Genomic DNA, 26,963 nt, shown 5'->3' with positions numbered 1-26,963 from the left:
TAACGGCGTTACCACACTATTTTACCTGTGCTTTGGCATCACCTAATATTTTGTAGTCCTTGTCGAAGGCCATACCGAGCTTTACCTCATGCGCCCGCAACGTGCGGTAATAACTATCCTCGTAAACAGGTTCTTTAAAGTTGACCAACCCGCAGGTGTCTGTAGTGCCCTGTGTACCTAATGCCTTGGTGATGTGACTACTCACGTCAGAGCCGCCGTATTGATAGTCGAGGAATGATTTAAAGGACTCTCTGGTCAATACGCCGTGTGATGTGTGGGTTGTAACGCAGCTGAGCGCTTCAGCGCTGCTACGCGCATTGGATTGCCCTTTGTTCTCAACTATTACCGGCATAAGCAATCCCTGATTGATACCGCCTGCCGTAAAAGTTGACAATGGTTCTGATGCTGCTTTCGCTTTGCCGGAGCTATTCAGTTCAATGATCATCGGCTCGCCAGTGAGTATGCCCATTGTTTGGCGGGTTGCCTGTGTTTGCAAGGCTGCGTTTATCGGCTTTACATAACCCTCCTGTTGTGAGTGTTCGCCTTTTATAATTAATGGCATGGGCACCGCTAAACCGAAGTTTGCCTGTGTAGAACAGGTAGATAACACACTATCAATAGTGCCTTTTATCCGGTTATCCGCCTCATCGCTTTGCTGGTTGTTAATAATGAATGGCTGTTGTACCACGCCCTGCATCTCGTAAGTGGTTTGGGTATACAAAGCATTAGATATGCTTCTGACATCCCCACGGGCGGTATCGCCGTATGCAGACAGTATTAAAAACGGATTTGGCGCGTGCAGCTTCAGCCCTTTTTTTATCCTTCGTTGTGTGTTTTCAGCAAGCGGATTCTTTCTGTCACCTATGCGCTTGCCCGGAATGCTCCAGTCGATGCAATTGAAAGCGGCGTAGTAATAAGGTTCTACAATGGTGGTGCAGGCGGGGCAGCAATAAACATAACCTGTTTTATACTTCCAGCTTTTTTGATTGGCTTTCCAGCTTTGAATACCGTTAACGTCGCATTCGCATTTAGGGCACCTGGCCAGCGGCATATAGTTTAGGTCAGGCGCTTTGTTTCCTTTTTTCCAGAACACCACATACATCCTGTCGCGGCTCTGCGGGGTAGGCCAAAAGTGCATACTGTTTAAAAAGCATGGCTTGTGTTCGTATCCCAAAGCCTTCATAGCATATATCCATGCATCGTACATTATCCACTTACGGGCATCTACCACATTTTCGGTGATGATGATCTCATATTTGTGAAACTCAGCGAACCTTACCACATCCCACATCGTGGCCCTGCTGCGCTCGCCGGATGCATCAGCCTTGCCGGTATTAAACAGATCCATTTGCGCCTTTACCTGCTTTTTGCCATTGGCTACCGAATGGTTTGTGCATTCGGGCGAGGTGATGAGTATGTGAGTGCTCGGATAGCGCCTCGGGTCGCAGGCGGAGATATCGGTACAATCATGAATGGTATCTGGGAAATTGGTATTGTGCGTTTCTATGGCAAGCTTCCAGTGGTTAAGTGCCAACTTTACTTCAATGCCGCCGCCCATCTTACGGGAAAAATTACGCACGCCCTGGCTGCTGCCACCGGCTCCGCAAAACTGATCTGTAACTGTTAGGTAACTATTCTTCATTTTAAAACGCTTCTATCTGTTATCTCTGAATGTTCAATGTCGACCGGTATACTGTCGCGGGTTTCTTTACTGTGCTGGTAAGCGGTGTAATTGGCTACGAATACCACCAGCCAGGTAAGCATCATAGCTGCTATTACCACCACTACAAAAAATTTATTATTCTTCATGCCTGATCTCCTTTCTCAGGTCTTTAGCAGCCAGATAGAGCAGACGCACCAGGATGAATAGCAGAATGGTAAGTACGCTATAGTAACATGGCTGGAATAACTCCACGTAGCCGATGTTACTAATGCCTCCTATCAGCAGGATAGCGCAGGCTATGATCAGGACGTTTCTTGTTGTTGTACTCATTGGTTTAATAATTAGGTTTTATGAACCCGGAGGGGAAGCGAACCCCTGCCTTGCTCCAGTAGCGGGTTAATTTATTTGGTTATTTAAAAAGTTCGGGATTATGTTCTCTGCAACTCACTGTTGCTACGATTCGCTGCGCATCATGAATTGCTTTCCTGAAATCCACATCGTCATCTGGGTGAATGGTTTTGTTGGGGTCATCTTCCAACATGCACCAGGAGTTCCATGCTGATGTAAGCAAGTTCATCACCTCCTTTTCCCTCGTCATATTGATGAAAAATTAAGTTGAACACTTTTGTACTGGCCATCTGTGCCGCGCACCCAAACGCGGTGGTACTTTTTGCTGGTAGGGCGGTTGATGGCTTTATCAATAAAATCCATCGCCTTATCGTACTGTGGCTTAATATGCTCCGGCACCCGGAAAGCATGTTTCTTAAGGGCAAGCACCTTATCGGTATCCAGCTCGCCCCTTTTCTTTTCGAAGGCATCTGTTATAATTCCCTTCACCCATGTTTCGGCATCTTTTAAGGCATTACGCAAAACATCATCAAGCTCAGCCTTGGCGAGTTTGATATACTCTTCGTCGAACCGGATAGGCTCACTTACCGATACTTCCAGTTTAATAGAGCGGTCGAAATTGTAGAGCGTAACATTGCCCTTTCCCTTGCCCTGTAAGCCGTTATTTGTTTTTACAAACTCCTGGTATAGCATCTCTGCTGTTTCGTCTATAAAGGCTTTAAAAATGTTCAGCTTGGCATTGATAGCAATGGCCTCTTTGGCCAGCTTGCTAATGTTACTTTCTGCTTTCCGCTCGTATGGGGTAGTACGGTCGTAAGGGATCACGTTGCCCTGCTCGTCCAGCCATTTTTTATCTGCCGGTTTTTGTTGATTGAATGTTAATGTGCTCATATCTTAAATTTTATCGTTTATGCGTATTGTTTATCAAGTTCCAGAATATGCCTGTCTATGAAATTCTGTTCGTAAAGCCATCCAAGGCCCAAATGCCGCTGTTGAAAGTAGATGTAGTAAGCCATCGCCTCGGTGTCGGTTAACGCCAGGCTGTAACCGTCTTTAACTTTGCTTTCAAGCTTGTTTCTAAGCTTTTTAAATATTGCGGTCATTAAGTGCTTCACCAGTTTTTCCGCTACGTCGGCAGGCTCTTCCGGGTTAATTACATTGATGAAAAGATGTTCAAGTGCTTTTGCCTGGTCGTATGTTAGTTTGATGGTCATGCTGTAGCCCTTTCCATTTTTCTTAGTTGGCAATTAATCGCATTGAATTTTTGTCGGTAAGTCCTATCATATTTTATCAGGTCGTTTGCGGTATCAATCGCATATATTACCGTAGAGTGGTCTCTATTGAAAAATTCACCAATTTTCTTAAGCGTAAATTTTGGTTCATAATAGCGTATCAGCTTCATAGCCATTTGCCTTGCTTCAACTACCATCCTATGCTTGTCAATGCCTTTCATTTTATCCTCACTTATGCCGGTTTCGTTGATAACCGCCGTCATTATAGTTTCTAAATTACTGCCAGCCCTTGGTGCCACTTTATCAAAAGATGGTATTACCACTAACTGAAAAGGCGTTGTATTACAAAATCTCATTTCTTTTCCTCCATATCTGCCATGCGTTCGCCGCTGGCCTTGTATATTTTTTTAAACTCCGGGTCGTTCTCCAAAAGGTGTCCCGCCTCGTTAATGGCGTTGTAAGTGGTAGTCCGTTCAATATTCAGGGCGGCGGCTATGGCGGTATTAGCATAACCAAACTCGTCCATCAGCACAATGGCCAGGTACCTTGCATTGGTTTGCGCCAGGTTGCCCTTACGGCCCAGGTAATCTACCCGTACACCCGTTATCTCCCTCACCAGTTCAATTACCTCCGCTATGGTCATATCAGCCTCCTTACGTGTTCGTACCGTATCAAAAAAGCGTCATCGTTCAATAGCGCCTCGTGGTCATTCAGCAGGCGGTATTCTTCCAGCATCTGCCACTTATCGTATTTGATGTCGTAAGCGAATGGCAAGAACTCGTGCTGGTTCCTGTGGCTCCACTCATTGTTCCAGAACCCGCGAAACACCGGCGAGTACTCAATCTCTTTCCGCACCATCGGCCAGCCTTTGCACAGTTCCCACACAAACATCTGGTACTGGTAAAATTGGTAGTCGGTGTACTGGTCTATGGTCCAGCCAAGCAGGTCGCACACTTCGCCCATCTGGCTGGTATTGGTTTCCCTAACCTCTGCTATATGTGTTCTCCTGATTTTAAATACCTTGGTGTTCATATTCCTTTTTTCTGTTGTCCGTGATATAATTCCGCTCCTTCTTTCCAAACTACTTTTTGCCCGCCGTTCGGCCCTATGTAGCGGCCTTTGCTGAAGGCGGTGTGGCCTTCTACAAATATTTTCAGGTCTGCATCATACATTACCGATTCGGCTGCCGAGCCTTTTGGGTTTTTACCCGTTGCCTGGCTTATAAAAATGATAAGCTTATCCGGGTGCTTTTCTTTAAATAACAGGTACTTGTCGTAGTTAAGCCGCGTATACTGGAAGCTGTCAACCACCCAAAAATCAGGGCTTTTTGGCAGCGACATCCGGTAACTCATTTCGCTTATCGACTCCTTGAGCACCACCATCCGCTTTTTAACCTGCATCATGTTCGAGCGGCGTATCGCGTTCTGGAAGCTCTTTCTGCCGGCCTCTTCCAGGCTGTTGTAAGCAAGCCTGCCAAACCGGCACAGCTCTTTGCATAGCTCCATCACAAAAGTGGTTTTACCGCTGCCGCTGCTGCCCCAAATGAACCACACACCGCACATCTCCGGGTGCTCAAACGCTTCGTACCATTCCCCATCGAACTGAAAACACCTGAATTTTTGCTTATCTATATTGCTGATAGATTGCGCTTTCTTCATCAGGCCGCGTTAAGTATCAGCAGCGTTTTTGCTTGTCGCAAGCCACCTATTTTATTCCCCTCATCATCGTTAACCTCATCTGTACTCAGGCATTTTTTAATGATCCTGTTCATCAGGCGCATATCTTTCATATTCATGCTCAGCACATCTTTAACCAGCTTCTCGTAAAATAGCACCCTGTCTGCCTTACCATCGGGGGTAACCTTCATAAACTTATTCCCGTAACGGTTAAAGAACTCGCGGTAGCCGGGTACATCGTTCTTAATGCCGCGCTCTATCACCTTCCTGAAACCCTCCGCGCCCATCATATACCAACCGCAGATACCGTTAGCGGTAGCGTTCCACAGCTCCTGTAAAAACTGCACTATCGCCTTGTTCACAAAGCCGCCTTCATCTATGATCACCATAGGTTTATTGAGTACCGAAAGCGCGTATTTAATGCGTTGTACAACTTTAATCAGGCGGTCGGTATACTTTACACCTATCACCTTTGCCAGCGTCCGCACAAAGGCATCTTTCTGCCCGCACTGGCTCAGGTCTATGTAAAAGCAGTTCTCCAGTGTTTTACTGCAATTTTTGCCGGTGAAGGTTTTACCTATGCCGCAATCATCTACCATGATCATGGCCTGCCCTTGTTCCTTGCAAAATTTGATATCATTGCTGATAGCCTCGTATACTTCTGTTTCGGCCTTTATAAATTCAAAGCCGGCGTTGCTTACCTCCAGATCCTGCCCCATGGTTATCCACTGGTCTTCGCTGATCACTTTGTCTATCTCTCCATTTTTAACGCGGCTCCATACCGAGCTGTTAATGTCCCATTGTTTGGCAAATGCCGCGTCGCTGCCACCGTATAGCTTGCGTGCCTCTTTCAGGGCAGCTACCACTTTTAGTTTGTAATCGTTCTCCAGTTTCATATCAATAGGGTATTAATTGTTAAAATCTGCTCGCTGTGTCCAGCCTGTAGGTTGCTTTCTTTTCCATCACTTCCACATCATCTACCTGTGCCACTTCCAATGCACCGGCAGGCTCACCGTTTGGTATATACCTTTTCACGCCTGGCATTTTAAATCGGGTTGATACCGGCTGCGGCCTGTCTATAATGGTGATGCGTTCTATCTCGGCAGCGTTCCTGCGTATGTAACCCTGCACAGTAGCGGCATATGCGCTGGTTAGCGTCCTGTTTTCAAGGTCAGAATCTGTTTGCTCCAGCGTAGCCCTGCTGTATTCCAGGTCGCTAAGCAACTCGCATATAAGCGAACCATCTTTCAAGTCATACACAAAAGACTTTAGCACATCGCCGTCGTTGTCTTCCATCCATTTTATCATTACGCGCTGTCCCTCAATTCTTTTCATTACGGCAATAAGTGTTTCGCCAAGGGCAACCTTGCCATCAAAGCCTACAACCCGGTGTTTACCTTGCAACTCTATTCTACCGGCTTTCATTGTTGATTTTTGCGATTCTCCAAGGTGAGGGAGTATGCCTGCCCAATTGGTTGCTACAAGGTTAGGGTGTTGCTTATCCATAAACACATCCCATCGCGTCATACCAGGGTGCAGTTCCTGGTCGCTGTGCAGAGAATTGTTCCAGGTTTGAATATCGATCAGGCAGCCCTCTATAATTTCTCTTTTGGTTAAATACTCCTTTTTACCATTATGCGCCTGGTTGCTTTCGGCTAAGGCAAACGGCCTCGCCAGCCAACCCATGCGCAGTTTCTCCAGCCCGTATCTTAGTTTCTTGTAAAAAGATTCTATCTTTTTACCCCTCGCGTTATTGGCCTCGATACGCACCCGCTGGAACATAGCGCCATTCTCTAAAAAGGTAGAGGTAAACGAGCTATTAAGCGATGCCTCTCCCTCCAGCTCATGCGGCATAGGCACCTTAAACTCGGCGTAGTTCTTCACCAGCTGCTTGTAGAAATCAAGTATGATGCCTTCCTTGGTTTCGCCGTAAACCCAGCAGGTAAACGCTTCGCTGCCCAGGTCAATAGCATTGTAAAACCACATGCGTTTACCGGGCGCGTATTCAAACGGCGGCTGCCTATCATCCACGCTGATGATACTTCCTGCAAACTCCGGTTGTTTCAGTTTATGGTACGGCTCGTAAATGCCTTTAAATTTCTGCCGGTCGCCGCTCCGCAGGCTATGCGTTACCGCCCTGTTTTCCCATAGTTCCTGGTAGCTATAAACCGTTCCTTCGCTGGCCGCCCTATAGCATTCGGCGGTATGGTCGTAAACTTCGCCGGTAAGGTTGTTGATGATATCCGCCTGCCCGGCTAAAAACTGGTTGTATTTTACCGATACCTCAAAGTAGGTTGGCTTGTGGTTTTTCTGCCCGGCGAAAATGTCCTTCCACAGTTTTATCATCTCTGGAGTTACCACCTGGGCGTTGGTATTGTTGTTCCTGCCATCAATCAAAGCGTCATAACTGCATTTTAAATAGGCATTAAACCGCCTTGCAAGGCTGCGCTGGTTATTGGGTAAGGTGTGTTGAATATTATGCTTGCTTTTAAGGTAATCGTTAAACAGGAGCGTATCTTGTGTGAGTGAGCGCCAAAGTCCTTTCAGGCTGCCGTTCTTGCTTCTGCGCTGTCCCTCACGGTTTATTTTAAGTGCCTTCAGCGCGTTCAGTACCGACGCGTTAATGCTGTACCGCTTCTTTTGAGCAGGGGTAAGATATTCTCCGCTGCCCTCAAACTGAAACTGGTCGTAATAGCGTTTTGCTTCGGCATCCATCGTAAAAAACCTGCCCATAGGGCTCGTCTCAGGCATCGGGTTACCAAATCGGGCAATGCATTGCTTTTGCCAATCATCAGGCATCCTGTCCCAGGCGATCAGCACTTCGTTACCAGGACCTAAACCAGCTCGCAGCTTGAAGTCTTTGCACCGGTCTACTTTGCTTTTATAAGCTGTATAACTCATCACCGCCAGGCTGTTATCGGTACACCTGTCCATATCGCTTAGCAGGTAGCTTAGCCTTACGCCTATTTTGTTATTGTAATGCTCGTATGCGCTTTGCATGGGTGTATTAATTAGGGGGATTATTATATATTTACCTTATGGATAAAGATTTACAAGAAGCTCAACGGCTTTATAGCATTGGCGATAAAGCAGAGGCCTTAAAACTGGGCCTATCATTCATCAGAAGCAGCCTTACGCCGCAACAGCTTGACCCTATTGAGGATATTGAACCGGCCATTCGCGCCGCTTTTGATGTATCTGGTGCCGATATCAGCCAGTTTGTTCTTGAATTTATTAAGCTGGCTAAGCATAACCGCATAAAAAAACGTAACGGGTAGGTATGGTACGCCTATTACTTCTTTGAATGCCTCCGGGGCTATATCATAGAACCTCGATATGATTTTCATGTTCCGGTACCAGCTGCGGGTTAGTTCTTGCTTTTTCATTGTTAAATTTTTGCTCCCGGCAGGCTGCGATCACCTGCTTACGCATTCGGGCTGGGGTTACTATTGTTCTTTTATTACCATCACTGCCTCGTGCAGATCGGCGAAGTTTTCGCCAAAAAAATCGCTTTCGGTTTCCGTGTTGAAGTCAAGGCGGGCACCGAGGGTCGTGAACGTGTACGAGGAGTCCGTGCCCGAAAAGACGAACGCACCAAGCGAATTGAATACAGGAAACCAGTGACGGTCTTTAGGGCCAGGGTGCTTCCCCCCTTTAATGGCCTCGGCGATGATCAGCCGTTTATTGGCAGCTAAAGTGTATGCCTGCAAATGCTCCGGCATCTTGCTTACATCAGGCAATGCGGTTGCCTGGTCGTAGCCTTGCATTTCGCAGGCTTGTTCAAATGAGTCTGGTTTTTTCATGATTATTTTTTTAATAGTGGTGGCAGGATGATCAGGACAGCTACGTAAGAGATAGCCAATAATGACCAGGTTACAAATAGCATCTGACCGAAGGTCAGCTCGTTGTTTTTGACAGCGTTGTAAAGCTTTTTCATTTTATTGTTGATTGATGGTTTCTGATTGAACTGCATCAGGGAGACGCCAAACGTTAATGCCTTCGCCAACTTTGCCGGTTATAAACCTGTAAAGAGTTTTTTTATGAAGCTGCGAAATGATTGTTCGTACGCTTGATACATCGCCCTGCTTAACATGGAGCGCTTTATCTGATGATATGGGGAGCGATTTTAGCTGCCCTGTCTTTGTACCCGTGAAATCACCCATTTTTGCCTTGACTACTTGCATTGTATTATCGTTTTGTATCTTTGTTAAGTTTGATTAAACAAATGTAGATATTAATTCTACACTTCCAAATCAAATGTATAATTAATTGTATATTTTTTTTCAACAGAATTTAACTGTAGATAATGCACGATGGGATTGTTCTAAAAGATTTTATAGAGTCAAATAGTGTTGATGTTACTGATCTTTCAAAAAAGTTAGGTATACACAGGACTACTATTTACTCTCACTACAATCGTGATGAGTTTAAAAGAGAGTTGAAAAACAAGTATACATCTACGTTTGGTGTAGATATTTTCTCTACTAAAATAACTACACTCCCTAAAAGATCAATTCCAAAATTACAAGCTAAGCCCTTGCACCTGGCAGCGGACCCCAGCGATTTCGATAATGATGGTTCACGTTTTGAAGAACTCGGAGATGGAACGCTCAGGATGAGGGTTCCAATTATACCTCAACGCGCTTTTGCTGGTTACTTGGTAGGCTTTCAAGACAAAGAATATTACGAAGACTTAGAATACACATCAATTGAAGTATTCAAACAACATCGCGGTCACTATTTGGCATTTGAAGTAAGCGGCGACAGCATGACTACTTTAGAGCCTGAACATTTTAGACGTAGTATTTTTGATGGTGTTAAAGTGGTTGGAAGAGAACTTCCACAGCATCAATGGAAGTACAAGTTACATACTCATAATTGGGGAGCTTGGGTTATTGTACATAGAACAGAGGGAATATTAATTAAGCAGATCAGTAAGCACGATGTAGAAAATGGTATTATTACCATACACTCATTAAACCCTGACAAAGACAGATTCCCTGATCAGGACTTGCATCTTGATGATATTGAACAAATTTTTAATATAGTAAAAAAAATTGACGACTAATAAATCTATAAAATGAAACATATTTATTTTCTTATTGCAGTAATTACGCTTGCAACTTCTTGTAAAAAGGATGGGAGTTATAATGTTAAGACTACCCTTTCGGCCACTGCTTATATAACAGATTATAAGGGAGAAACTCGCCGGGCACTTGTTGACATGTATCTAATTAAACCAGAAGATCGAGGCGACTTAAAAAATGTAAATACTGTTTCCGAAAACTGCCCTAACCATTCAATAATTGCGTTTACCAGTCGTGCCACCTCTTACTACAAAAATGACGTTCCTACCGGAGATTATATATTGGTTATGCAAGTATCACCGCTTGAAGAAGATTGGAACTGGTTTCGATATAGCTACAAAGAGATTTCTATATCCAAAGGTGATGAATTAAATGAAGTAATGGTATTTTCATACGGAGGCAAAGCAACAAGTCCAGAACCCTGGAATAGCAATAAATAAAAAAAACAGCCAACGCCTTTGCACGCATTTTAGGTCAAAAACAACCTGAAAATGTGCCTCCATAAGGTGCTTTGTTGTAAGAATAATAAAAAAATAAAATAAGGCAATTTTACAAAAAACTAAAAATCAGTTAGTTATCTATATTTACTATACTTTAAACGCATATTAGGGGGGGGGCTATAGTGCCAAAAACAGCGTTTAAACCGCTCAAAAATGGTATTACGAGGGGGTGTATAGCCACTTTTTAAGTACTGTTTTGCAACCCTAACTGCAACCCTAATAGCCACCCTAATTACAACAAATTGCAAAAAAAGGCTGCTTTAAACGCAACTAAGCCCCGAAAAAGTTATATCCTTTGCGGGGCTTATGCTATATTTAACCGGCTATTAAAACAGCTTTAAATGGCGTTTAAAGGCCTTTTTTTCTATATTTATAGTAGTAATCCAGGCAATACAGCCGGTTGCTGTACATTAAGCGGTAAGTAAATGGTAAGTAATGGTAGCTGTATTTTTCGTTTGTTAAACCACCATGCTACAAAACACAACAAAAACAGCCTCCACGCTATCAAAAACGCCGTTTTTTCTCATTTTGCCGTTTTCTGTCCTATGTACTTTTAGTTTAACCCCCTATAGATGGGATTGTATTACCTATAGATACAAAAGCTAATGAACTATGATCAGGAAGATAACTATTGATGATGTGCGCTTTCCGCTGGAAGGCAATGCCGGCAGCGACGCCATTCATCGCGACCCTATATATTCTTATGCGGTAACCCGTCTGCACGATGACAGCGGCATTACCGGCACCGGCTTTGCCTTCACACTGAGCGAGGGAAATGATTTGGTTTGCAAAGCTGCCGAGTATTACACCAGGCAGTTACAGGGCAAGGATATTGAAGAAGTGATGGCTAATTTTGGCGACCTGTTTAAACAGCTCAGCAACGACCAGCAGTTCCGCTGGCTGGGACCGCATAAGGGTATAGTCCATTTGGCGCTGGCATCGGTTACTAATGCCTGTTACGATCTTTGGGCAAAAAAACGCGGTGTGCCACTTTGGAAATTGCTGATAGACCTCTCGCCGGAGCAAATCGTCAACACGCTGGACTTATCCTATTTAGAGGATGAATTAACCACCGGGCAGGCGTTGGATCTGCTAAAAACACAGCAATCCACCAGGGCGGAGCGAATACCGGTTTTAGAACAAGGCTACCCCGGTTACGATACTTCAATAGGTTGGTTTAATTACCCCGATGAGTTAGTGCGCGAGAACTGCAAAAAAGCATTGGCCGAAGGCTTTACCGCCATGAAGCTAAAGGTTGGTTCTGCCGATCCGGAGCGCGACATCCGCCGGGCACACATCGTACGCGAAGTTGCCGGGTCCGATGTAAAGGTGATGCTTGATGCCAACCAGCAATGGAACCTGCCGCAGGCTATCCAAATTTGTAATCAACTAAAAAGCATCAACCCATACTGGATAGAAGAGCCCACTCACCCGGATGATGTAAACGCGCATGCCACGCTGGCGAAAGCCATAGCTCCCGTTAAATTGGCGCTGGGCGAGCATGTGCCTAATAAGATCATCTTTAAAAATTACCTGCAATCGGGCTCCGCTTCGTTTATCCAAGTAGATGCTGTAAGAGTAGGCGGTGTAAGCGAGTTTATTACCGTGAGCCTGCTTTGCAAAAAGTTTGGCGTACCGGTGGTGCCGCACGTAGGGGATATGGGGCAGTTGCACCAGCACCTGGTATTGTTTAACCACATTGCCATGGGCCACGATGCTTTGTTTTTGGAGCATATCCCGCACCTGCAAAAGCATTTTGTAAACCCAGCGCAAATTATAAGCGGCGTTTACAAAACACCACAAGTACCCGGCAGCAGTTGCGACCTCCTTGTTTTAAAAGATTAATTTTACAGTAGTATATATTATCATGATAGGTTCTTTTGATGCCACGGTGAGTATTTTATATGTGCTGGTGATATTGGCCATTGGCTTGTATACCGGGCTGCGGCATCGTTCGGCAAATAAAAAGAACGCGGCGAGCAGTTACTTTTTGGCCGGCAAAAGTTTAAAGTGGCCCATGATAGGGCTGGCCCTGTTTGCCACCAATATTTCTTGCGTGCATTTGGTTAGCCTGGCCCAAAGTGGTTTTGATACCGGCCTGCTCAACGGAACTTTCGAGTGGATGGCATCGTTCACGCTGATCTTATTGGCCCTGTTCTTTGTGCCTTTTTATATCAAATCGGGCGTATCAACGCTGCCCGATTTTTTGGAGAAACGCTATAACCGCGCCAGCAGGGATTGGCTGGCTTTTATCTCCATACTTTCAGCCATTATCATTCACATTTCCTTCTCCTTATTGGCGGGTGGCATTGTATTGCAAACGCTGTTTGGGGTAAACATGTACACCAGTGTGATCATCATAGCAGTTATCACCACAATTTATACGGTTGTGGGGGGATTGAAAGCGGTAGTAGTTACCGAATCGATACAAACGGTTGTGCTATTATCGGGTGCGGTGATCATGAGTGTGGTTGCCTATCAAAAAATGGGCGGCTGGGACGATATGGTACACGTGCTGCAACAGAAAAACGAACTGAATAAACTCTCGATGATGCGCCCGCATGGCGATGCAAGCGGCTTACCCTGGTATGCCGTACTATTAGGTTACCCCGTGCTGGGTATCTGGTACTGGTGTGCTGATCAAACTATTGTACAACGTGTATTGGGCGCTAAGGACGAGAACCACGCCAGGGTAGGGCCTTTGTTCTGCGGTTTTATTAAAATATTACCGGTATTTATTTTTGTGATGCCCGGCCTGTTCGCGTACGCGTTGTATCAAACCGGGCATTTAGATGTGGGCAGCCTTAAAACGGTTGATGCCGCAGGTAAAGAGGTGGTGAACAGTAAAGGCATATATACCCTAATGATACTACAGCTGATTCCAAAGGGCTTGGCCGGTGTATTGGTAGCCGCCTTATTATCCGGGTTAATGAGCCAGATCTCGGGCGCGCTAAATTCCATCTCCACCCTGGCCAGCTACGATATTTATAAACGCTATAAACCCGGAGCCAGCGACGATAAGTTGGTGCGCGCCGGTAAAATAGCCGCGGGCATCTCTTTTATCGTGTCCTTATTATTATTACCGCTATTAAATAACTACGAAAGTATTTTTAACGGACTGAACGATATCATAGCCCATATTGCGCCGCCCATTACCTGCGTGTTTTTATTAGGCGTATTTTGGAAAAAAGCTTCAGCGATATCGGCACAGCTTACCTTATACATTGGCTCGGCAGCCGGTGTTTTGATCTTTATCTACAGCAAAACTTTACCGCACTCTGTAATTGGACAGGTACCTTTTATGATGATGGCATTTTACCTGTTCGTTTTTTGTGTTTTACTGCAGGTGTCGCTCTCCTTTATCTACAAGGTGCAGCATACCGCCGAAAGCGACGTGCTCTACTGGCGATCGCCCCTGGAATCGCTTAATAGTCCGGGCTGGGCAGGAGTGGGGAATTACAAATTTCTTTCGCTGCTGCTTATTGTAATAATGGCTGCTTTATTCTGGCTCTTCCGGTGATAAAATAATATCAGTTCCTGCATCCCTCCGCCGGTTACAAAAAAAGGTGCAATTACAGCACTATTTGCCAACATGGAAACAAATTACGCCTAAAATCACCTGTGTTGTAAAAAGCAATCCATTGCTTTTTAAGAGGTTGTCAGGACAGGCTATAATATGTCAAAAATACAGTTGTTTTTGTCCATACAATATCGCTGAATGCTTGGATAATAACATAAAATTATCGTTGGTGCAGATATATGTTATTTGTAAAAGCCAATACAAAACTCAAAGGAATAAATAATACGATTGTCCATCACCTTTAAAGGTTTATCCATTTTAAAGCCGTTGTGAACATTCTAAATTTATCCAACCAATTAACCAATTCTTATAATTATGAAACATTATTACAAAACGCAGGCAGCAAAACTGCTTTCCCCGTTCAAGGCGAAGGATAAGCCCCGATCCCGCCCATCTTCCAAAAGGTTATTTCCCAGGTCCCTGCAGCTGGCATAAACACGCTTTATAATCAGCGTATTTTACAACTGGGGTTTGTGATTTTTTACACTGAGATACGGTGGGTGGATACCTATGCCTCCTAAAAAATCAAAAACGATTCAACGAACTAAAACCAATTATGACAAAATATTTATGAGACCATTTTACGAACGCATAAAAAGCCATTGGTTACCAAAAAATGTTCAGGGCAAACTGGCTGCGATATGTTGCATAATAGTATTATGCGGCATCAGCAGCACGGCATCGGCACAAACAAAGGTGACCATTACCGGTACAGTAGCAGATACTACGGGCCTGAAAATTATAGGCGCCAACTTAACCGCCGAAAACCGCAAGAACACTGGTACGGTGACCGATGTTAACGGTAACTTTGTTATCAACGCAGAGCCGGGTACCGTGTTTCGTGTTACCTATGTGGGTTACAAAGAAACCACCTTTACTGTTTTGGCAGGTAAACTTGTTTACCCCATAATTATAAGGGAAGCTAAGAACGAATTTAGCGACGTAGTTGTTACGGCATACGGCCGCAAGCAGCGCAAGGAAGCCGTAGTAGGATCGGTAACCACCGTAACGCCCGGCGATCTTAAAATTCCGGCGAGTAACTTAACCAACGCTTTAGCAGGCCAGGTTGCGGGTGTAATTGCCTACCAGCCAAGCGGCCAGCCCGGGCAGGATAACGCTTCCTTCTTTATCCGCGGGGTTACCACTTTCGGTTACAAAAAAGACCCATTGATACTGATAGATAACGTGGAACTTTCCACATCAGATCTTGCCCGTTTGCAGGTAGATGATATCGCCAGCTTCTCTATCCTTAAGGATGCCAGTGCTACAGCCCTATATGGCGCGCGTGGTGCAAACGGTGTTATTTTGGTTACCACCAAAGAAGGTAAAGTAGGCAAACCGGTGATAAACGCGAGGGTGGAGAACTCTACATCACAATCGATAAAAAACCTCGAACTGGCCGATCCTATTACTTATATGCGTCTGTTTAACGAGGCTACTATCGCCCGCCCGCCGTATAGTAAATTGCCTTTCAGCCAAAACGATATTTTAAACCGCGAGGCTACAATAGCCAATGCACCGGGCAGCAACAAATATGTTTACCCCGCGGTAGACTGGATAAAAACCCTGTTTAAAGACCGCACCAACACCCAGCGTGCAGATATGAGCGTAAGCGGCGGCGGCGGTGTGGCCCGTTATTATGTATCCGGCTCGTACAATATCGATCACGGTATTCTGCGTGAGGATATTAACAACAACAATAACAACAATGTTAACTTCCGTAATTACCAGATACGCTCAAACGTTAACGTGAACCTAAGCAAAAGCACCGAACTGATTGTAAGGCTTGTGGGTAGTTTTAACGAATACAATGGCCCGCTTACGGCTGATGCATCGTTCTCTACCGATTTGTACAACATAGCTATGCACACCAGCCCGGTACTGTTCCCGGCTTTTTACCCGGCAGATGTAGCTAACCAGAACACACAGCATATCTTATTCGGTAACTCGCCCGATCCCGGCAGCAACAATTCAAACGCTACGGCCTATTTAAACCCGTATGCAGCGCTGCTAAGGGGGCATAAAAACTTCTCACAGTCGCGCATGTCGGCACAATTGGAGTTGAACCAAAACCTCGATTTTGTAACCACCGGGTTAAATTTTCACGGGTTGTTCCACACCAACAGGTTCTCGTATTTCGAATCATCAATGGGGTATAAGCCTTTTTACTACAACATTGGCTCGTACGATAAACCTACTAATGATTATACCCTCAACTGGTTAAACTCAAAGCCAGGCGATGCTACCGAATACCTTATTTATGATCGCAACGCCAATAACACGCAAGCCAATACTTACCTGTTTTTCCAGGGGGTGATGGATTACTCCAGGCGTTTTGGTAACCATAATATCAGCGGTTCGTTGATAGGCACGCAGCAGCAAACCTTATACGGCAACACCGGCGATCTGTTCAGTTCATTGCCATATCGTAACTTAACGGTAGCCGGCCGTGCAACTTACTCGTTCAAAAGCCGCTACTTTTTAGAATTCAACTTTGGCTATAACGGTACCGAGCGTTTCTCCTCAAACCACCGCTACGGATTTTTCCCAACCATCGGCGGTTCGTGGATCGTGTCCGACGAGAAATTCTGGGGTAATAGCATATACAGCGTTATCTCCCGCATGAAACTGAGGGCCAGCTATGGTACCGTAGGTAACGACCAGATAGGCTCAGAGCGTTTCTATTATCTGTCGAGGCTTGATCTCAACGGTGGCAACCCGGCTACTTTTGGTACCAACAACGGTTACAGCCGTAACGGGGTTACCATTTTCAATTACCCTAATGCCGATATTACCTGGGAAACTTCGCGCCAGCTGAATATAGGCATGGAGCTTACCCTGTTTAAAAACTGGAACATTGTGGCCGAGGTTTACAAATACCACCGCTACAATATTTTACAGCAGCGTTCGGCCATCCCAACCACTATGGGGCTGGAAGCAAACGTGAGCGCCAACTTTGGTACGGCAAACTCGAAAGGTATCGATCTGCAGACAGATTACAAACAAAGTTTAGGCGGCTCCGGCTGGATCCAGGCAAGGGGTAACTTAACCATTGCTAAAAGCGACTACGATAAATACGAAGAGCCGCAGTATGCCGAAGCTTATCGCTACCAATCGGGCCAGCCTATTAACCGTAACTACGGTTATATAGCCGAGCGTTTGTTTGTTGATGATAACGAGGCGGCAAACTCGCCAAGCCAGATCTTCTCATCCAATGGCGTACCGCCAAGGGGCGGCGATATTAAATATCGCGACTTAAACGGTGATGGTAAAATTGATGGTGCCGACCAAACATTCATCGGTTATCCAACCGTTCCGCAAATAGTTTATGGTTACGGTGTATCCGGCGGGTATAAAGGTTTCGATCTTTCTGCATTCTTCCAGGGCCAGGCGCAGGTTAGCTTCTTTATCGATCCGAGCCGTACCAGTCCGTTCATCCAAAGCCCCGATGGCGCTTACGCAAGCGGTAATACACAATTGCTTAAGGCATTTGCAGACGACCACTGGAGCGAAGATAACCAAAACCTTTACGCGCAATATCCGCGTTTAGGAGTAACCGGTAACCAGATTGAAAACAACAGGCAGGGCAGCACCTGGTGGATGCGCGATGGCAGCTTCCTACGCTTAAAATCGGTAGAGTTTGGCTACAGCCTTCCTGCCAGTTTAACAAAGAAGTTGGGCATGACCAAAGCACGCGTATACTTTAACGGCCTGAACTTACTTACCTGGAGCCCCTTCAAATTATGGGATCCCGAAATTGGCGGTAACGGTTTTTCTTACCCGATACAAAAGGTATTTAATATAGGCCTTAATGTCAATTTATAATCAGCACCATTTACACATAGTAACATGAAAAAAATATCAAAATTTGTATGCGTTATAGTAGTTCTGCTACTTGGCGGATCGTGCAAAAAGTACCTGGATGTTGCGCCGGATAACACTGGAACGCTGGAGTATGCTTTCCGCAACCGCAACGAGGCCGAGAACTACCTGTTCACCTGCTACGCAACCCTGCAGCAATTGTACGATGCAACGGCCAACGCGGGTTTCACCACCTCGGGCGAAATTGTATACCCAAACAACTTAACCAAACACCCGCTTGATGAAACCGGCTTTGCTTTGCTGCGTGGTACGCAAAATAGCAATAACCCCGGCTTAAACTTTTGGGATGGCCAAAACCACGGCCAGGCTATCTTCCGTTCTATCCGCAGATGTAATATCATGCTGGAGAACATCGATAAGCCTACCGATCTGTCCGTAACCGAAAAGAAACGCTGGATAGCCGAGGTTAAGTTTTTAAAAGCTTACTACCACTACTATTTGCTGCGCTTGTACGGACCAATACCATTAATAAAAACCAATTTGGATATCACCGCCTCTACCGAAGAAATAAAGGTAAAGCGCGCGCCATTGGATGAGTGTTTTGCCTACATCGTAAGCTTGCTGGATGAGTCGGCTGTAGACCTGCCGCCGGCAATTACCAATCAGGTGCAGGAATTGGGCCGCATAACCAGGCCTATCGCGCTATCAATCAAAGCAGAGGTATTGGCAACAGCCGCGAGCCCTCTGTTTAACGGTAACCCCGACTATAATAGTTTGAAGAATAAGGATGGCATCGCGCTATTCCCGGCTGCTTACGATGCTAACAAATGGAAGTTAGCGGCCGATGCAGCCAAGGTAGCTATTACCGAGTGCGAGGCAGCCGGTATGTCGCTGCATAGCTTTATACCACCGGCAAATATCACCGTATTGCCCGATTCTTTGCGTAAAGTGCTTTCTGTACAAACCGCCGTTACCGAAAAATGGGAGTTAAATACCGAGCTGATTTGGGCGCTTAACCCAACGTTCCCTTTCCAGGGATATGCTACGCCGCGTTTAACCAACAAATCGGTAATCAATATCTTCAGCAACCCGTCGCTGTTCGCGGTGCCGTTGGCTACACAGGAGATGTTTTACAGCGATAAAGGCGTCCCTATAAACGAGGATAAAACCTTTGATTATGCCGGCCGCTATTCCATCAAAACAGGCGACAACGCCAGCCGCTTTTACATAGCGCAGAATTACGCCACCGTAAAAGAGCACTTTAACCGCGAGCCGCGTATGTATGCCAACATTGGTTTTGATGGTGGTATATGGTTTGGTAACGGCAAGGTGAACCTGGGCGATCTTTTCCATGTGGAAGCACGCGGTATAGAAACCTTTGCAGGCCCTAAGGATATCAACACCTTAAACATCACTGGTTACTGGCCAAAAAAACTCGTTAACTATTTATCAGTTTATGATGACGGTTTTATCGAATCGAGCTACCGTTTGCCTTTAATGAGGCTTGCAGGCTTGTACCTTTTATATTCTGAGTGTGCAAATGAAGTAAACGGCCCGACAGGCGATGCCATAACGTATATAGATAAAGTGCGCACAAGGGCAGGTATACCGGGCGTAGTTAGCGCATGGACAAACTACTCTAACACCCCGGGTAAAGTAACCACAAAAGATGGTTTCCGCCAGATAGTACACCAGGAGCGCCGTATCGAGCTTTGTTTTGAAGCACAAAGCGGCTGGGACCTGCGCAGGTGGAAAGAGTTGCAAAACGTATTAAGCCAACCTATACAAGGGTGGAGCGTTTACGAAAGCCAGCCAGCCAACTATTACCAGCCGCACACCGTATTTACATCGGTATTTGGGTTGAGAAATTACCTGTGGCCTATTAAAGACCAGGACATTACGGTTAACAGCAACCTGGTACAAAATACTTACTGGTAAAATTTAAACGGAACATCTAAAAGTATTAGATATATGAAAAAGATAAACAAATATTCAACAAAAACAGGGCTTTGGGCATTGGCCATGGCGCTGGTTTGTATCATCGGTTCGTGCAAAAAGAACCATGGCTACAACAAAGAGCCGGTAAGTACCGATAAAGCAAAGCCGGGTGTGGTTACCAATGTACAGGTAAAAAACTTTAACGGCGGCGCTTACATTACGTACGACCTGCCCAACTCAGAGAACATTTTATATGTACTGGCCAAGTATAATATAAATGATAAGACCGGGCGCGAAACCAAATCGAGCTATTACACCGACACGGTTACCGTTGATGGTTTTGCCGATGTAAAGGATTATGAAGTAACCCTTACCACAATAAGCCGCGCCAACGTGGCATCAGACCCGGTAAAGGTTACCGTGCACCCCAATACGCCGTTTTACAAACTGGTAAAACCATCGGTTACCATAGCAACAGATTTTGGCGGCGTGGCTATAAACGCGCTAAACCCCAACCGGAAAGACCTGGGCGTAATATTAATAGCCCTGGATAATTCTACCAAAGCGTTGGAAGTTGCCGACCAGCATTACACCAATACCGATACCATTAGCTATACGGTGCGCGGGTTCCCTTCGATACCCACCAAGTTTGGCGTATACCTTACCGATAAATTCGGCAACCTTTCTGATACTACCATTGTAACCCTTACGCCACTGTTTGAAACCCAGCTTGATAAAACTAAGTTCTCGGTTTACAAAAAGGCAAGCGATAGCGATATTGGTTACGGCTGGGAGCTGCCCTATTTATGGGATGGTAAAACAGATGGCTACTCTAACGGATGGCATACGCAGCCGGGTACAGGCAAGCCTTTGCAATGTACATTTGGCTTAGGCGTGCTTACACAGCTGAGCCGTATCAAAATTTGGGAGCGCCCGCTGGAGTACGCGTTCTTCCATGGTAACCCTAAAACCTTCACCTTCTGGGGTTCAAGTAAGGAGTCACCTGCTGATGTAGTGCTGCCGCAATCGGCTCCGGTGGGTACTGTGGTTGGCGATTGGGTTAACCTTTCTAACTACCGTTATCCAAATCCGCCATCGGGTTTGCAGCCGGGCTTTACCAATGGTGCCGACGAAAAATTTGTTGCGGCAGGGGTAGACTTCGTGGTGCCAACATCGGCGCCGCCGGTAAAATACCTGCGCTTGCTGGTACACGATACCTGGGGCAAGGGCGATGTAACGCACTTAATGGAAGTTTCGGTTTACGGGAAACCGCAGTAGTATTCATCAATATTTAAAAAAGAAATTATGAAAAGCCTTTTTAATATTTGTCTGTTTTCCTGTGTGATGCTTGGCTTATTCAGCTGCGGAAACAAGGATAAAGACTTTAAAAACTTCCTTAACAATAAGGAAGTAACCTACCCGGGTTTGGTGGGTAAAATACACGCCAAAAGCGGTAACCTGCGCGCGGCCCTGGTTTGGAACCCAAGCCCGGATCCAAGCATAAGCAAGTATGTGATCTTTTGGAACAACAAAGCCGATTCGGTTACTTTAACATCAACCAACCATAATACAACTGATTCCATAACGGCGGTTATCCCGGGACTTAATGAGTATATTTATTCGTTCACTATTTATTCCTATGATGCAAAGGGCAATCGCTCTATTCCGTTGGATATTAACAATGTGAAGGTATATGGCCCAATTTACCAATCGGGTTTGCTAAATCGTACTTACGATGCAGCCAATCCGTTTTCGGTGAGCGATAATGGTAACATCAGGCTCAACTTTTTGCCGCGCGATACCAGCGTAGTAAACATTGGTACCGATATAAAATACACCAATCGGAATGGGGTAGAAGTGGTAAAGCAATTGAAGCCGGATAGTTTGGGCATCACGTTAACCGATTACAAATCGGGCGTACCTGTGCAATTCCGCTCGTCATTCGTACCTATTAAAAATTCCATCGACACCTTTTACGTGGCAAACTATGGCACTTTCCCGGCTATTACCGGCATAGCGCAGTGTAGCAAATCGTTATTCAAAGAGAATAAGTTATCGGGAGATGCCGGTACTTACGAAGGGCAAACCAGCGTAAGCAAACTCTGGGATGGTTCTAACGGTCCGCAGGGTTATCCAAATATCTTCCATAGCGATGGCGACCACGGCATGCCGCATACCATCACTTTTGACATGGGTAAGGTTTATAAAAAACTTACTTCGATAGAAGAAACGGGCCGTAACTGCTGTAACAACCCGGATCAGTTTGAAATTTGGGGCATAGCCGATATCAGCGGCGCAGCCACAAACCTATCGCCACACGATGGCGGCTGGTCGGCAGAGATGGTTGCCAAAGGCTGGACACTGTTGAAAGACATCAAACGAACCGACGATGGCCAGCAAGCTCAGAAATACGATTTTGGGACGGTGCCACCGGTAAGGTACATCCGTGTGCGTATCAAACACGTAACCACCGGTGATGGTAACTACAGTAACATCAGCGAGATGACTTTCTGGAACGACGTTCTTAACTAAACTTATCATTGCCAATACAAATAGCAATAAACCATTCTTTGCAAAAGGGATGGTTTATTGGTTTTAAACATCTTATTTTCGTTGATACATGGCCGCCATTCAGGCCAAACCACAAACCGATGTTGAAATACTATTTTACTTTTTGTGTTTTACTTTGTTTTATGCTGTCGGCCAAGGCGCAGCAGGCTAAACCCGCCCATACCAAATGGAAGGGGTTTGAGCGGGTGAATTTTGCTATTGACGGGCATGCCGCGTACTATGTAAAACCAAATAGACCCCTGCCGGGCAATCCATGGGCCTGGCGTTCCTCGTTTGCAGATTGGCATACCGACGCGGATAGTATTTTACTTTCGCGCGGCATGTATGTGGCTTATATCGATGTAGACGATCAATACGGCAGTCCACAGGCCATGCAGGTTTGGGATAAGTTCTACGCGTATTTGCTAAAAAACGCGTCGTTCAGCACAAAACCGGCGCTGGAAGCCGTGAGCCGTGGCGGTTTATACGCCTATGCATGGGCTAAGCGCAATCCCGATAAAGTGAGCTGCATTTATGGCGAAACCCCGGTTTCCGATATTAAAAGCTGGCCGGGAGGGAAGGGAACAAGCATGGGCGATACCACATCATGGAAACAGTTTAAAAAGGTTTTTGGCTTTACCGAGGAGCAGGCTTTGGCCTTTAAAGATAACCCGATCGACAATTTGGAGGGACTGGCAGCTTTCCATGTGCCCATACTACATTACATCAGCAACGCGGATAAATTAGTGCCCGTTACCGAGAACTCCAACGTCCTCGTAAAGAAGTATAGAGTATTGGGCGGCCCGGCTACCGAGGTAGTGATAGATAAGCAGCCACAGGAATTATCCGGCCATCATTTTATCATAGAACACCCGGAAAATATCGCGGATTTTTTGATGAGTAACGCTTATCCGGTGAAGTCGGTTTTGCCTTATGCCGATTATTATAAAGTGAGGGGAGGGGTAAACAATTTCCTGTTCAACGTTAATAAAAAGAAAAAAGCGACGGTGGCCTTTTTAGGTGGTTCCATCACTTTTAACCCCGGCTGGCGTGATAAGGTAATGTATTACTTAAGAGAGCGTTACCCCAATACACAATTCAGGTTTATTGCCGCAGGCATCCCATCGTTGGGGAGTTTACCGCATGCCTTCCGCCTGAAACGCGATCTGCTGGATTCCGGCAAGATAGACCTGCTGTTTTTAGAAGCGGCTGTTAACGACCGGGCAAACAGCACCGATAGTTTAACCCAGGCGCGCGATCTGGAGGGCATCGTGCTCCATGCAAAACGCGTAAATCCGCAGATCGATATTGTAATGATGTCCTTCGCCGATTCGGATAAGAACCGGGATTATGCATCGGGCAAAACTCCTGTGGAAGTGGCTAACCACGAGTTGGTGGCATCACGCTATGGCCTGCCATCCATTAATATTGCCAAAGAGGTTTACGATAAAATTAAGAACAAGGAATTTGATTGGGATAAGGATTTTAAAGACTTGCACCCCGCGCCGTTTGGGCAGGAGTTGTACTTCGCTAATATAAAGGCCCTGCTGCAGGCGTGTAGCGATAGTGTTAATAAACGTCTCCACCCGGAGCTTCACCCTAAAAGATTGAACGCGGTCAGTTTTGTAAAAGGTAATTATTACAACATTAACAATGCAAAACTTGATGCCAATTGGAGCATTAACCCAAATTGGACACCTAAAGATGGTTTGGGTACACGTCCCGGCTTTGTGAACGTGCCTGTCCTCTCCGCAGAGAAACCCGGCGCGGAACTAACATTGAACTTTACAGGAACAGCAATTGGTATAGCCATCGTTTCGGGTGGTGACGCAGGTATGGTTTCTTATATGATAGATGGTAGATCCTATAAAAATATCGACCTGTACACCCAATGGAGCGGCGGCTTGCACCTTCCCTGGTATATTTTGTTCGATGGTGATTTAAAGCCGGGAAAACATGTGTTGAAACTGAAAATAGCAGATCAGCATAACGCAAACAGTAAGGGCCATGCCTGCCGTATCGTCAATTTTCTGAGGAGTGAATAATCCATTCTTTTTGTGGTTTTATCCATTTTATAGCCGGGGATAAGCGTTTATTTTTAATGCAGCCAATAGAATTAAACAAATGTTAAAACAGCCCTGCTAAAGCCGCTTGTTTTAACCGCCCGCTGAGGGCGCTAAGCCAAAAAGAATGAAAAGATACTGCTACCTGCTTACACTTGTTTCTGTTTTTATAGCATTTAATACCTTCGCGCAAAATAAGCCGCTAAGGCTTTGGTACGATAAACCCGCCGCCCGCTGGGAAGAAACCCTGGCATTGGGTAACGGCCGTTTAGGCATGATGCCCACCAGCGGTGTCGGTGAAGATAACATCACCCTGAATGATATAACCCTGTGGAGCGGTGCCCCGCAGGATGCGAATAACTACGAAGCCTATAAAAGCCTGCCCGAGATTCGCAGGCTGCTGGCCGAAGGGAAAAATGATGAAGCACAAATGCTGGTTGATAAGAATTTTATATGCAAGGGCATTGGCTCGGGCGGTGTACCGTTTGGCTGTTACCAAACCCTGGGCAACCTGCAATTAAAATTCAACTACGCCGATGATAAAGCAGTCCCTACAGATTATAAACGCGAACTTTCTTTAGATAACGCGGTTGCTTCTGCATCCTTTAAAGTAAACGGCGTTTTATATAAACGCGAGTATTTCACCAGCTTTGGCAGCGATGTGAGTATTATTAAACTCAGCACAGATCATCCCGGGATGCTTAATTTCAGTATCAACTTATCCCGCCCCGAGCGCGCAACCATCAGCGGGCAATTCGACGAATTGGAGATGGCCGGTCAGTTAGCCAGCGGCATAGATGCAGGTGGAATGAAATACCTGGCCAAAGTAAAAACGGTGTTAAAAGGCGGTGAGCTTAGTAACGACGGCCATCAAATTACCATTAAAAACGCCACCGAAGCTATCATCTACCTATCGGCAGGTACCGACTTTAAGGGGGCAGATTTTAAAGCGAATGTAAATACCAAACTCAACGCCGCTTTAAAAACGCCATACGCGACAGAAAAGGCCAGCCATATTGCTAAATATCAAAAATTATTCAAAAGGGTTTCGGTTGATTTAGGTGTAAACACATCTCCCGAAGAAACTACTGATAAGCGTTTGCTCACTTTCCATCAAAACCCCAATGCAGATAAACTTTTGCCTGTACTGTTTTATCAGTTTGGCAGATATTTAAGCATTTGCAGCACCCGGGTGGGGCTGCTGCCACCAAACTTGCAGGGCCTTTGGGCAAACCAAATTCAAACCCCATGGAACGGTGATTACCACCTCGATGTGAACATCCAAATGAACCAATGGCCGGTAGAGGTATCTAACCTGTCCGAACTAAACCTGCCCCTTGCCGACCTGGTAAAAGGTCTGGTAAAACCCGGCGAGCGTACCGCAAAGGCCTATTACAATGCAGACGGCTGGGTGGCGCATGTGATCACTAACATTTGGGGCTTTACCGAGCCAGGCGAAAGTGCGTCATGGGGTGTAACCAAGGCAGGTTCGGGTTGGTTATGTAATAACTTGTGGGATCATTACGCTTTCTCGCAGGATAAAAAATACCTCAACGATATCTACCCCATACTAAAAGGCTCGGCGCAATTTTATAGCAGTATGCTGAATAAGGACGAGAAAACCGGTTGGCTGGTTACCTCGCCCTCCTCATCGCCCGAGAATACCTTTTACCTGCCCAATGGTAAAACCGCCAGCATCTGCGTAGCGCCAACCATCGATAATCAAATCATCCGGGAACTTTTTGGTAACGTAATTACCGCATCTAAACTCCTGGGAAAGGATGATGCCTTCGCCAAAACTTTAGCCGAAAAATTAAAGCAGCTGCCACCCGCCGGGCAAATAGCCAAAGATGGCCGCCTGATGGAATGGCTGGAAGAGTACAAAGAAACCGACCCGCAGCACAGGCATATCTCGCATTTATACGGGCTGTATCCGGCATCGCTGATCACGCCGGAAGCCACGCCCGCATTGGCCGAAGCCTGCAAAAAATCCCTGGACGTGAGGGGAGACGACGGACCAAGCTGGTCGATAGCCTATAAATTATTGTTTTGGGCACGCCTGAAAGACGGCAACCGCGCCTATAAACTGTTTACGGAGATCATGAAACCCACCACACGTACCGATATCAACTACGGCGCGGGTGGGGGCATCTATCCAAACTTGTTATCAGCAGGGCCACCGTTCCAGATAGACGGCAACTTTGGCACGGCCGCCGGCATAGCAGAAATGCTGATACAAAGCCACGCCGGTTTTATTGAGCTGTTGCCGGCAATACCCGATAGCTGGAAAGCATCGGGCCAGGTTAAGGGTGTGAAAGCCCGGGGGAATTATATAGTAGACTTTAGTTGGTTAAACGGGAAGGTGATTAGCTGTAAAATAATCTCTTCCCACCCCCGGAAAGTGAAGATAAAGATGAATGGTTTGCTAAAAACGCTTAATACGGTAAAAAGCTAAGCGCTTATTTTAGCCTCATCTCAACCCTTCTCCAAAAGAGAAGGGCTAA

General features: G+C 45.8%; 26 protein-coding genes. 11 read left to right on the top strand and 15 right to left on the bottom strand.

Annotated elements, in window-relative coordinates; all coding sequences use genetic code 11:
* Positions 1-16: 16 nt before the first annotated feature.
* The 12 genes from ABIX36_RS07470 to ABIX36_RS07415 form a co-directional block, all read right to left on the bottom strand.
* The gene (locus ABIX36_RS07470; protein WP_348081539.1) at positions 17-1,642 is read right to left on the bottom strand and encodes a DNA cytosine methyltransferase; all 1,626 of its coding nucleotides are present in this window, start codon (positions 1,640-1,642) and stop codon (positions 17-19) included.
* Positions 1,639-1,809: a hypothetical protein gene (locus ABIX36_RS07465; protein WP_348081538.1), complete on the bottom strand. Its 171-nt coding sequence runs from the start codon at positions 1,807-1,809 to the stop codon at positions 1,639-1,641. The genes ABIX36_RS07470 and ABIX36_RS07465 overlap by 4 nt, the downstream gene beginning before the upstream one ends.
* A complete protein-coding gene (locus ABIX36_RS07460; protein WP_348081537.1) occupies positions 1,799-1,993 on the bottom strand; it encodes a hypothetical protein in 195 nt (64 codons plus the stop codon). The genes ABIX36_RS07465 and ABIX36_RS07460 overlap by 11 nt, the downstream gene beginning before the upstream one ends.
* Positions 1,994-2,072: 79 nt before the next feature.
* Positions 2,073-2,261, bottom strand: coding sequence for a hypothetical protein (locus ABIX36_RS07455; RefSeq protein WP_348081536.1), 189 nt, complete (start codon positions 2,259-2,261; stop codon positions 2,073-2,075).
* On the bottom strand, positions 2,258-2,902 hold the full coding sequence (locus ABIX36_RS07450; RefSeq protein ID WP_348081535.1) for a DUF3164 family protein: 645 nt from the start codon (positions 2,900-2,902) through the stop codon (positions 2,258-2,260). The genes ABIX36_RS07455 and ABIX36_RS07450 overlap by 4 nt, the downstream gene beginning before the upstream one ends.
* Positions 2,903-2,919: 17 nt before the next feature.
* A complete protein-coding gene (locus ABIX36_RS07445; RefSeq protein WP_348081534.1) occupies positions 2,920-3,225 on the bottom strand; it encodes a hypothetical protein in 306 nt (101 codons plus the stop codon).
* Entirely contained in the window at positions 3,222-3,599 is a 378-nt protein-coding gene (locus ABIX36_RS07440) for a helix-turn-helix domain-containing protein (RefSeq protein ID WP_348081533.1), read from the bottom strand. Before ABIX36_RS07440 ends, ABIX36_RS07445 begins: the two co-directional genes overlap by 4 nt.
* A complete protein-coding gene (locus ABIX36_RS07435; RefSeq protein WP_348081532.1) occupies positions 3,596-3,886 on the bottom strand; it encodes a hypothetical protein in 291 nt (96 codons plus the stop codon). Before ABIX36_RS07435 ends, ABIX36_RS07440 begins: the two co-directional genes overlap by 4 nt.
* A complete protein-coding gene (locus ABIX36_RS07430; protein WP_348081531.1) occupies positions 3,883-4,275 on the bottom strand; it encodes a hypothetical protein in 393 nt (130 codons plus the stop codon). The genes ABIX36_RS07435 and ABIX36_RS07430 overlap by 4 nt, the downstream gene beginning before the upstream one ends.
* Positions 4,272-4,901 (bottom strand): hypothetical protein, encoded by a 630-nt coding sequence (locus ABIX36_RS07425; RefSeq protein WP_348081530.1) that lies wholly within the window; start codon positions 4,899-4,901, stop codon positions 4,272-4,274. The genes ABIX36_RS07430 and ABIX36_RS07425 overlap by 4 nt, the downstream gene beginning before the upstream one ends.
* A complete protein-coding gene (locus ABIX36_RS07420) occupies positions 4,901-5,815 on the bottom strand; it encodes an AAA family ATPase (protein ID WP_348081529.1) in 915 nt (304 codons plus the stop codon). The genes ABIX36_RS07425 and ABIX36_RS07420 overlap by 1 nt, the downstream gene beginning before the upstream one ends.
* A gap of 19 nt (positions 5,816-5,834) precedes the next feature.
* Positions 5,835-7,919 carry a hypothetical protein gene (locus tag ABIX36_RS07415; protein ID WP_348081528.1) on the bottom strand — a complete coding sequence of 695 codons (2,085 nt, stop codon included), beginning with the start codon at positions 7,917-7,919 and terminating at the stop codon, positions 5,835-5,837.
* A gap of 38 nt (positions 7,920-7,957) precedes the next feature.
* Between ABIX36_RS07415 and ABIX36_RS07410 the strand changes: the two genes are divergently transcribed.
* Entirely contained in the window at positions 7,958-8,197 is a 240-nt protein-coding gene (locus ABIX36_RS07410) for a hypothetical protein (protein ID WP_348081527.1), read from the top strand.
* Between the two features lie 168 nt (positions 8,198-8,365).
* On the opposite strand, the gene ABIX36_RS07405 is transcribed toward ABIX36_RS07410, so the two are convergent.
* The 3 genes from ABIX36_RS07405 to ABIX36_RS07395 are packed head-to-tail and all read right to left on the bottom strand — an operon-like array spanning position 8,366 to position 9,103.
* Positions 8,366-8,722 carry a hypothetical protein gene (locus ABIX36_RS07405; protein ID WP_348081526.1) on the bottom strand — a complete coding sequence of 119 codons (357 nt, stop codon included), beginning with the start codon at positions 8,720-8,722 and terminating at the stop codon, positions 8,366-8,368.
* Between the two features lie 2 nt (positions 8,723-8,724).
* Complete coding sequence (locus tag ABIX36_RS07400) at positions 8,725-8,856, bottom strand: hypothetical protein (RefSeq protein WP_348081525.1); 132 nt, start codon at positions 8,854-8,856, stop codon at positions 8,725-8,727.
* A gap of 1 nt (position 8,857) precedes the next feature.
* Positions 8,858-9,103: a hypothetical protein gene (locus ABIX36_RS07395; RefSeq protein ID WP_348081524.1), complete on the bottom strand. Its 246-nt coding sequence runs from the start codon at positions 9,101-9,103 to the stop codon at positions 8,858-8,860.
* A gap of 122 nt (positions 9,104-9,225) precedes the next feature.
* On the opposite strand from ABIX36_RS07395, the gene ABIX36_RS07390 reads away from it, so the two are divergent.
* The 10 genes from ABIX36_RS07390 (at position 9,226) to ABIX36_RS07345 (ending at position 26,914) form a co-directional block, all read left to right on the top strand.
* Entirely contained in the window at positions 9,226-9,987 is a 762-nt protein-coding gene (locus ABIX36_RS07390; protein ID WP_348081523.1) for a hypothetical protein, read from the top strand.
* A 12-nt stretch (positions 9,988-9,999) separates the two neighbouring features.
* Positions 10,000-10,446 (top strand): hypothetical protein, encoded by a 447-nt coding sequence (locus ABIX36_RS07385; RefSeq protein WP_348081522.1) that lies wholly within the window; start codon positions 10,000-10,002, stop codon positions 10,444-10,446.
* A 672-nt stretch (positions 10,447-11,118) separates the two neighbouring features.
* Positions 11,119-12,351 carry an enolase C-terminal domain-like protein gene (locus tag ABIX36_RS07380; protein ID WP_348081521.1) on the top strand — a complete coding sequence of 411 codons (1,233 nt, stop codon included), beginning with the start codon at positions 11,119-11,121 and terminating at the stop codon, positions 12,349-12,351.
* A 22-nt stretch (positions 12,352-12,373) separates the two neighbouring features.
* On the top strand, positions 12,374-14,026 hold the full coding sequence (locus tag ABIX36_RS07375; protein WP_348081520.1) for a sodium:solute symporter: 1,653 nt from the start codon (positions 12,374-12,376) through the stop codon (positions 14,024-14,026).
* 630 nt (positions 14,027-14,656) lie between these two features.
* Positions 14,657-17,911, top strand: a complete 3,255-nt coding sequence (locus ABIX36_RS07370; protein ID WP_348081519.1) for a TonB-dependent receptor — start codon at positions 14,657-14,659, stop codon at positions 17,909-17,911.
* Between the two features lie 24 nt (positions 17,912-17,935).
* Positions 17,936-19,846: a RagB/SusD family nutrient uptake outer membrane protein gene (locus ABIX36_RS07365; RefSeq protein ID WP_348081518.1), complete on the top strand. Its 1,911-nt coding sequence runs from the start codon at positions 17,936-17,938 to the stop codon at positions 19,844-19,846.
* A gap of 33 nt (positions 19,847-19,879) precedes the next feature.
* The gene (locus ABIX36_RS07360) at positions 19,880-21,124 is read left to right on the top strand and encodes a DUF4959 domain-containing protein (RefSeq protein WP_348081517.1); all 1,245 of its coding nucleotides are present in this window, start codon (positions 19,880-19,882) and stop codon (positions 21,122-21,124) included.
* 27 nt (positions 21,125-21,151) lie between these two features.
* Positions 21,152-22,378, top strand: a complete 1,227-nt coding sequence (locus ABIX36_RS07355) for a DUF4998 domain-containing protein (protein WP_348081516.1) — start codon at positions 21,152-21,154, stop codon at positions 22,376-22,378.
* A 119-nt stretch (positions 22,379-22,497) separates the two neighbouring features.
* The gene (locus tag ABIX36_RS07350) at positions 22,498-24,441 is read left to right on the top strand and encodes a GDSL-type esterase/lipase family protein (protein ID WP_348081515.1); all 1,944 of its coding nucleotides are present in this window, start codon (positions 22,498-22,500) and stop codon (positions 24,439-24,441) included.
* Positions 24,442-24,586: 145 nt separating this feature from the next.
* A complete protein-coding gene (locus tag ABIX36_RS07345) occupies positions 24,587-26,914 on the top strand; it encodes a glycoside hydrolase family 95 protein (RefSeq protein WP_348081514.1) in 2,328 nt (775 codons plus the stop codon).
* Positions 26,915-26,963: the final 49 nt, after the last annotated feature.

The sequence above is a fragment of the Mucilaginibacter sp. genome, assembly GCF_039925265.1.
GTDB lineage: Bacteria > Bacteroidota > Bacteroidia > Sphingobacteriales > Sphingobacteriaceae > Mucilaginibacter.
Note: the sequence above shows the minus strand (reverse complement) of the source record. Positions and strands in the feature narration are given on the sequence as shown.